At 55.5% G+C, this 5,990-nt stretch carries 2 protein-coding genes and 2 pseudogenes; 1 reads left to right on the forward strand and 3 read right to left on the reverse strand.

Annotated features, from left to right (window positions below):
* Positions 1-320: 320 nt before the first annotated feature.
* Both P0D80_RS48210 and P0D80_RS48215 read right to left on the reverse strand, forming a co-directional pair.
* Positions 321-1,337: an IS110 family RNA-guided transposase gene (locus P0D80_RS48210; protein ID WP_408295340.1), complete on the reverse strand. Its 1,017-nt coding sequence runs from the start codon at positions 1,335-1,337 to the stop codon at positions 321-323.
* A 297-nt stretch (positions 1,338-1,634) separates the two neighbouring features.
* A pseudogene (locus tag P0D80_RS48215) lies at positions 1,635-2,656 on the reverse strand (IS110 family RNA-guided transposase).
* Positions 2,657-3,732: 1,076 nt separating this feature from the next.
* Here P0D80_RS48215 and P0D80_RS48220 point away from each other — a divergent pair.
* Positions 3,733-4,182, forward strand: coding sequence for a hypothetical protein (locus tag P0D80_RS48220; protein WP_408295343.1), 450 nt, complete (start codon positions 3,733-3,735; stop codon positions 4,180-4,182).
* Between the two features lie 514 nt (positions 4,183-4,696).
* On the opposite strand, the pseudogene P0D80_RS48225 reads toward P0D80_RS48220, so the two are convergent.
* Positions 4,697-4,972: pseudogene (locus P0D80_RS48225) on the reverse strand (transposase); the annotation flags it as partial.
* Positions 4,973-5,990 lie beyond the last annotated feature (1,018 nt).

Here is a 5,990-nt window from a genome sequence, read left to right on the forward strand (position 1 = left end):
CTTGCCAAGTTGATCTTGTGTGATGCGTGAACAAGGTATCGGCTGCGGTCTTATACATGGCCTCGTCCCGTTTGCCAAATGGTCTGATCCGCTGCATGCAGGTGCTGGATTGCATATATACATTCGGCCTGTTTGTGGCACAGATGTGCCTGGCCCCAATGGATTTCGCCCGGCGACTCCTTCATATATCCTCGGCTTCGTGAGCCCTAAGACCGCGCAGGTTTTGTCGCCGACGGTCCAACCTGTTTGCCATTGAATCAGATCATTTGTGCAATCGAAGGAGGGGTAAGGTTATTGCAGCCGTGCTGTCATCGTCCTGGTCATACTGGAGGTTCGTATTCACGCCCTCGAGCCAGCAACACCCAGATTGTCCGGGCTATCTTGTTGGCGAGCGCCACAACCGCGACGTTCGTTCCCCGTCTTGCCTGGACCTCGAGTATCCATCGCGAGAGCGTATCGCTATGCTTCGCCGCCTGTTGGACAACGGACCTGGCCCCGTGGACCAGAAGCATCCGCAAGTATCCGTTGCCCCGCTTCGTGATGCCGAACAGACGTTGCCTGCCGCCTGACGAATGCTGGCGTGGCGTTAGACCGAGCCACGCTGCAAACTGTCGCCCGTTTGCGAACTCAGTCGCGCTGCCTGCCGCCGCGATGACGGCGGTTGCGATCATCGGTCCGACACCTCGGATTTTTTCAAGCCGCTGGCTGAGTGTGGATGACTTGTGTGCTTGACGGATGAGGTCGTCGTAGCGCGCGATCTGTGTATCCAGAAGCGCGAGTCGCTCGTACATGTCGCGCATCATCGACCGGGTAAGCGCGGTGAGCTCGTTATCCAGATCATCAAGAATTGCCGGCAACTGTTGCCGTACTTTCAGCGGCGTCTGGGCAATGACCACGCCGTATTCAGCCAGCAGGCCTCGAATCTGGTTGATTTGCGCGATCCGGTCCCGCATTAGCAGACTGCGGATGCGATGCATGGACTGGATATCCTGCTGTTCAACGCTATTGATGGCGACATAGCGCATCGTCGGACGTGACGCCGCCTCGGTGATCACCTCGGCATCATTGCGATCGTTCTTCTGGGATTTCACGAAGGGTTTGACGAACCGCGGAGCGATGATCTGCACGTGATGTCCCATTGCAGCGAACCTGCGGGCCCAATAGTGCGCTCCGCCGCAAGCCTCCATCACGATACGGCAGCAAGGTATATCGAGAACTGCCTGCAGCAGCTTGGTGCGGCTGATCCGCCGACTCAGCACTGGCCGACCGCGCTCGTCAACGCCGTGCAGCTGGAAGATGTTTTTTGCAAGATCGATGCTCAGCAACGTGACACTCATGACGGCCTCCATTCGTTTACGGATCACGGTTCCTCAATCCTGCCACCCTCTCGGTGGACACCCTTCGAGCTCTACCACCGGAGGTGGGACGAGGCCATTCCACTATATGCGGCCTTTTGCAAGCCGAAGCTGCGGGCCCTGAGGGAATTCGCCAGGAACGCCCTCATCTCGGCCACGTGCTTGAAGCACAAGAGTGTGTTCAGGTTTGCGTCCCTGCGGTCCGACCTGTCTCGCCATCACATTGAAATCAACCCAGGCAACCTACCAGTTCCTCGACGCTTCAAGTTCCTCATTCTGCTATGCAGGTCTGATGCTCACATGATGCGTTTCGTACGAAGTCCCGTGAGCGAGGATCTCCCAGGCGATTCTTGCCATTTTGTTTGCCAGGGCCACTGTTGCTACATTTGCTGGACGTCGCACCTGCATTGCTTTTTGCCATGCGGTTGGTAGTTGGTGTGACACAGAACAGAACGCGCCCCATGTATCAGCAACGTACGCAAGTATGGGTCGCCACGTCGGGAGATCGAGCCCAGCCGTATCTTTCCTCCGGTACCATTCTGACGAGGAATAAGTCCCAGAAACGCAGCGAACTCGCGCCCCGACCTGAATGTCTTCGCATCTCCAATCGTTGCTACCAGGGCCGTTGCAGTCAGGCGGCCGATACCCGGCACTTCGGAGATCGCACGACATGCCGCTTCGTGTTTCTGCCAGGCGCCAATCCGCTTCTCGAGTTGATTGATATCCTCTTCAAACAGGGTGATCTGGCGCAACTGTTCCAGAAGATTAAGAAGTATCGATCGTGGCAGCGTGTCTTCGAGTTCTGCCATGCGCTTTCTGATCTCGTCGAGTCCTGCTACGCGTCCTGCACGAAACGTAACGCCGAACTCATACCGCAACCCACGCAGCTGATTTATCTGCATCGTTCGAAACTTGACCAGCAACGAGCGCATACGATGAAGGCTTAACATCACTTGCTGATCCTCTGTCTTGGCGGCAACCGTGCGCATGCCGGGTTGCTGCACTGCAGTCCAGATTGCCCGCGCGTCTGCCGCGTCGGTCTTGTTCGTTTGCACGAAAGGTCGAATGAATTGAGCGTGTATCAGCACGACCTCGTGTCCGAGCGCGCGGATCTTACGCGCCCACCAGTGAGCACTTCCGCACGCATCGAGGGCGACGCGACCGGCGGGGCGCTGCGCCAGGAATGTAATTAGAGCGTCACGTCCGAACCTCCGATTCGCGATCTCGCCAGTTTGGGCGTCGACCCAGTACATCTGGAACACCCGTTTTGCAATGTCGAGTCCGTCTGTCGTAGCATTCATCTGGGGCCTCGTTCCATAAGTGGTTGTGTCGCAACTCCACTCTGGCACATTGATGCCGTTCGGTCCTGGGGGCCCTCAATGGTGCGCAACTCCCCGGAGGGAGGGCGGTGTCCATTCCATCTCGGCCATATCCCGCCACCTGAGGCTGGGGCAAACTCAGAAATACCGCTGAAGTGCCTGCATTAACTTAAACCAACCAGCCTCCACGATTCTCAGTGGGATTCAGTCCCTGCGCCTGCATCCTTGCCGCGTACCGCACTCATGAAAACGGGGGGAAAGCACATCGACGAAAGTGGAAGGTATCTATCCGACGCCGACATAAAGGATGAGTTTCCGTGCTAACGTCGAGCCTGCAGAAGCCAAACGCCTGCGTTCGCTCGAAACTGCAAATCTCTAGCTAAATTTAGAAAGCCGCCCTTTCTACTGGAGGTTAATATGACTCTGCCTTCTTGCCTTCACTTATTGGGTCATAACAAGCTATGTTGTAAAGTGACCGGACGCGTGACGGGGGAAAGCATGTCTCATTTACACAATCAGCGCGACCGCCTTTCCGGAGTTCCCGCACGTTCTTGGACCATTTAACCACATTCCCCATGACAGGAAAACCGTCCGACCTTTCACTAATCTTCTTCGGAGGATTATCAAGGTGTGACAACGCGCCAAGCGGCATCATTGAACGGTCCATAGGTGCATACGTAACAACGGCGGACAACGCGGCTCGATTGCGTGACATGCGCATGCAACGTCTACCGGTCCGGGAAGCTTTTGCTCGCCGTGTCGAGATACTGACTGCGAAACACCTTGCGGGGTGACGGCGAGAAAGGACATGCCAAGCTATGGCAGCAGCAGAGTGATACGGCTCGCGATCTACCGAATGTCAAAACTGCTTTGGTCCCCGTCATCTGATTGAGCCAAGAACATATTCATCTTCCGTTACGCTACGAACGCTACGACTCACGCTCATCGAACAGAGCCGCTTCGGCCGCTTGGAAGGCATGTACCCAATTTAGCAAATCCAAGTTTCTAGTCATTGCATCTGCGGCCCAAACTTAACGATCAAGTAAAGGGAAACCATCATGCCAGTAACGGTCAATACTCTGAGAAGAGCTTTTACCCACCAAAGTTCTTTCGGCAATCAGCACACCACGAACGTGCTCCCTATCGGAGTTCATAATATGGCTGTAAGCGCCGGCCGATATGGCAACGTAGGAGGCATCGGGGACCTGCTTCTTTCGATGCTGACGTTTGGGATCTATTCCCTTGTCAAATTACATAAAATGGACCAGAAAAAAGCAGCTGTTGAGCAGGCCATTAAGGACATACATCAAACAATCGAACAGAACCCGAACGAGAATACTATCTCGGTGGAGGTTGAAGGCAAACGGCTTAGCGTCTCGCAGTATACTGCCTACGGCAGTGACATGGTATCCATCAGGTTCGACGAGAACCAGGTCATAACGATTCGGGATGCAAATTTGGCCACGTTTAGAGAACAGCTTGGGAGAGAAATCTCGCTACTCCGATAATCAGAACTTCGCGGAACAGGTTCGATGCGCCGATAGCCCGGACAAGCCCGCACCTGTGATTGCGAAGCCGGCGCGGTATGCCTACGCGCCACTACGAGATCACAATATTCCAGAGCGTCGGTGCAGATCGATTGCGGTGTCAAGGTCGACTATCACGACTACAGCGTGCCGCACGACATAGTGCATCACGAGGCGTGCCGCCGCCCACCCGCCAAATCGGCTCAAAGACAAGCATGAAACTCTTTCCGAGCATATGCTCACTGCCCACCGTGCCCACATGGAATGACCCTCGCGTCGCCTCCATCTTGGTCGCCTCGACCTACTGATCAACCGTCTGCATCCCGAATTTGGCTGCGGGGGCTCTCCTCGCCTACTGGCACTCGTCCTCAATTACGGCGAGGAGCGCCTCAAAATGCCCTGTCATTGCGTGCTCGTCATTGACTTGCAACGCGCCACTTGATTCGCGATTTCCGGCTCAGAGCCGCAACGCGAATTCCCGTTAAAGCTTGCGGATTCAATCGGTCGATGCAACGGCGCGGTGAAATCGTTCAGCTGGTGTGTCGAAGTATAGTGTCTTTCCGGGGCGATCATTGAGTCGCCTAGCCACATCATCAAGCCTGACCTGTGAATAGCCAGAGAAAATGATAGCTCTAGAGAAGTACTGTCTCAGAAGCCCGCTGGTATTTTCATTAGCGCCACGTTGCCATGGATGCTCCGGATCGCAATGTAGACCTCAATATTTCCTAACCGCGGTGAAGGGCTTGTGACCAGCCGCTCCTCTGCCCCGATCCGGCGCCGCTCGACCGATGTCTGGCGGCTCGCCGACGAGGACAATACGGGCATGCATTAAACCGCCGGCCTGTCCGGCATTCACGGATCGACGCTGTTTCGGCTCCTTTCGCAACATTCAAACGCGCGGCATAGTGAAGTGGGTCGGAGATTGCCCACCGTTCTTGCCACTGGCAACCGTCCAGCCGTCCCGCCGCTCCTAGTCGCCCGAGCCATGAGTCAACCCACTACTGGGATGCGTTCTGACGGCTTCACCGTACAGATAGTAATCTGCCTCGTGCCGAACGATGTCCTGTTCGATCGGATCACGCGAAGATCAGCACTAACGTCACCGCGTCCAACATTCCGGGGGCAGTATCAAAACTCCGTGGACATCGCCGCACGGTCAGATCGCTGAGTGCTAGGCGCCTATTTCTGCGCGCTTACGAGAAATCAGCTCTGCGCCAGGGAGATCAAAACGCGACTTGCATGTGTCAGCCCAGAGTAAGAAAGGGCTCACCATCCTACGGAGTTTGTGATCTTGGCAGACAAGTCATATCTATCCCCCGTCATCGATTGCTCCGATGGGCCGGTCATCAGCTTGTCGACATGCGCGAGTCTGAATGCGGAGCGTCTGACCTCTGCGCTGGATACAACCATCTAGGGTGGCCAATAGCGACGATCATCCTGTCGCCCACTTTGATCGCGACGCCCGCCGCCGTTGGCTAGTTGGCTAGTTGGCTCTCACGGATTGGCGATGCCAAGCTAGTTCGCCGTAGTTCCAACAGCATAGGTCGCCCGACGAAGACCAATGAGGGCTTCTTAGGCGGCCGACAATTAAAATCGGCACAAAATCTCGCTGGGCTTGCGCGGTCCCATCGAATGTCGAAGAAGTCTACGGTTGCAAGCTTAAACATAGACGAGTCAACGCTTCTTGCCGCACCGTCCACGTCAAGCTTGCATCGACGCTAACACTTAATTGCGCCCAAGGAACGTTATCAAGGTCTTAGTGGCATATATCATGATCTGCCATCCACCGG

Origin of the sequence: Paraburkholderia sp. RL17-373-BIF-A (genome assembly GCF_046030175.1) — a bacterium.
GTDB lineage: Bacteria > Pseudomonadota > Gammaproteobacteria > Burkholderiales > Burkholderiaceae > Paraburkholderia.

Coding starts and splice junctions, on each gene's coding strand:
- P0D80_RS48210 (WP_408295340.1), bottom strand. CDS start 1,337: ATGAGTGTCACGTTGCTGAGCATCGATCTTGCAAAAAACATCTTCCAG.
- P0D80_RS48220 (WP_408295343.1), top strand. CDS start 3,733: ATGCCAGTAACGGTCAATACTCTGAGAAGAGCTTTTACCCACCAAAGT.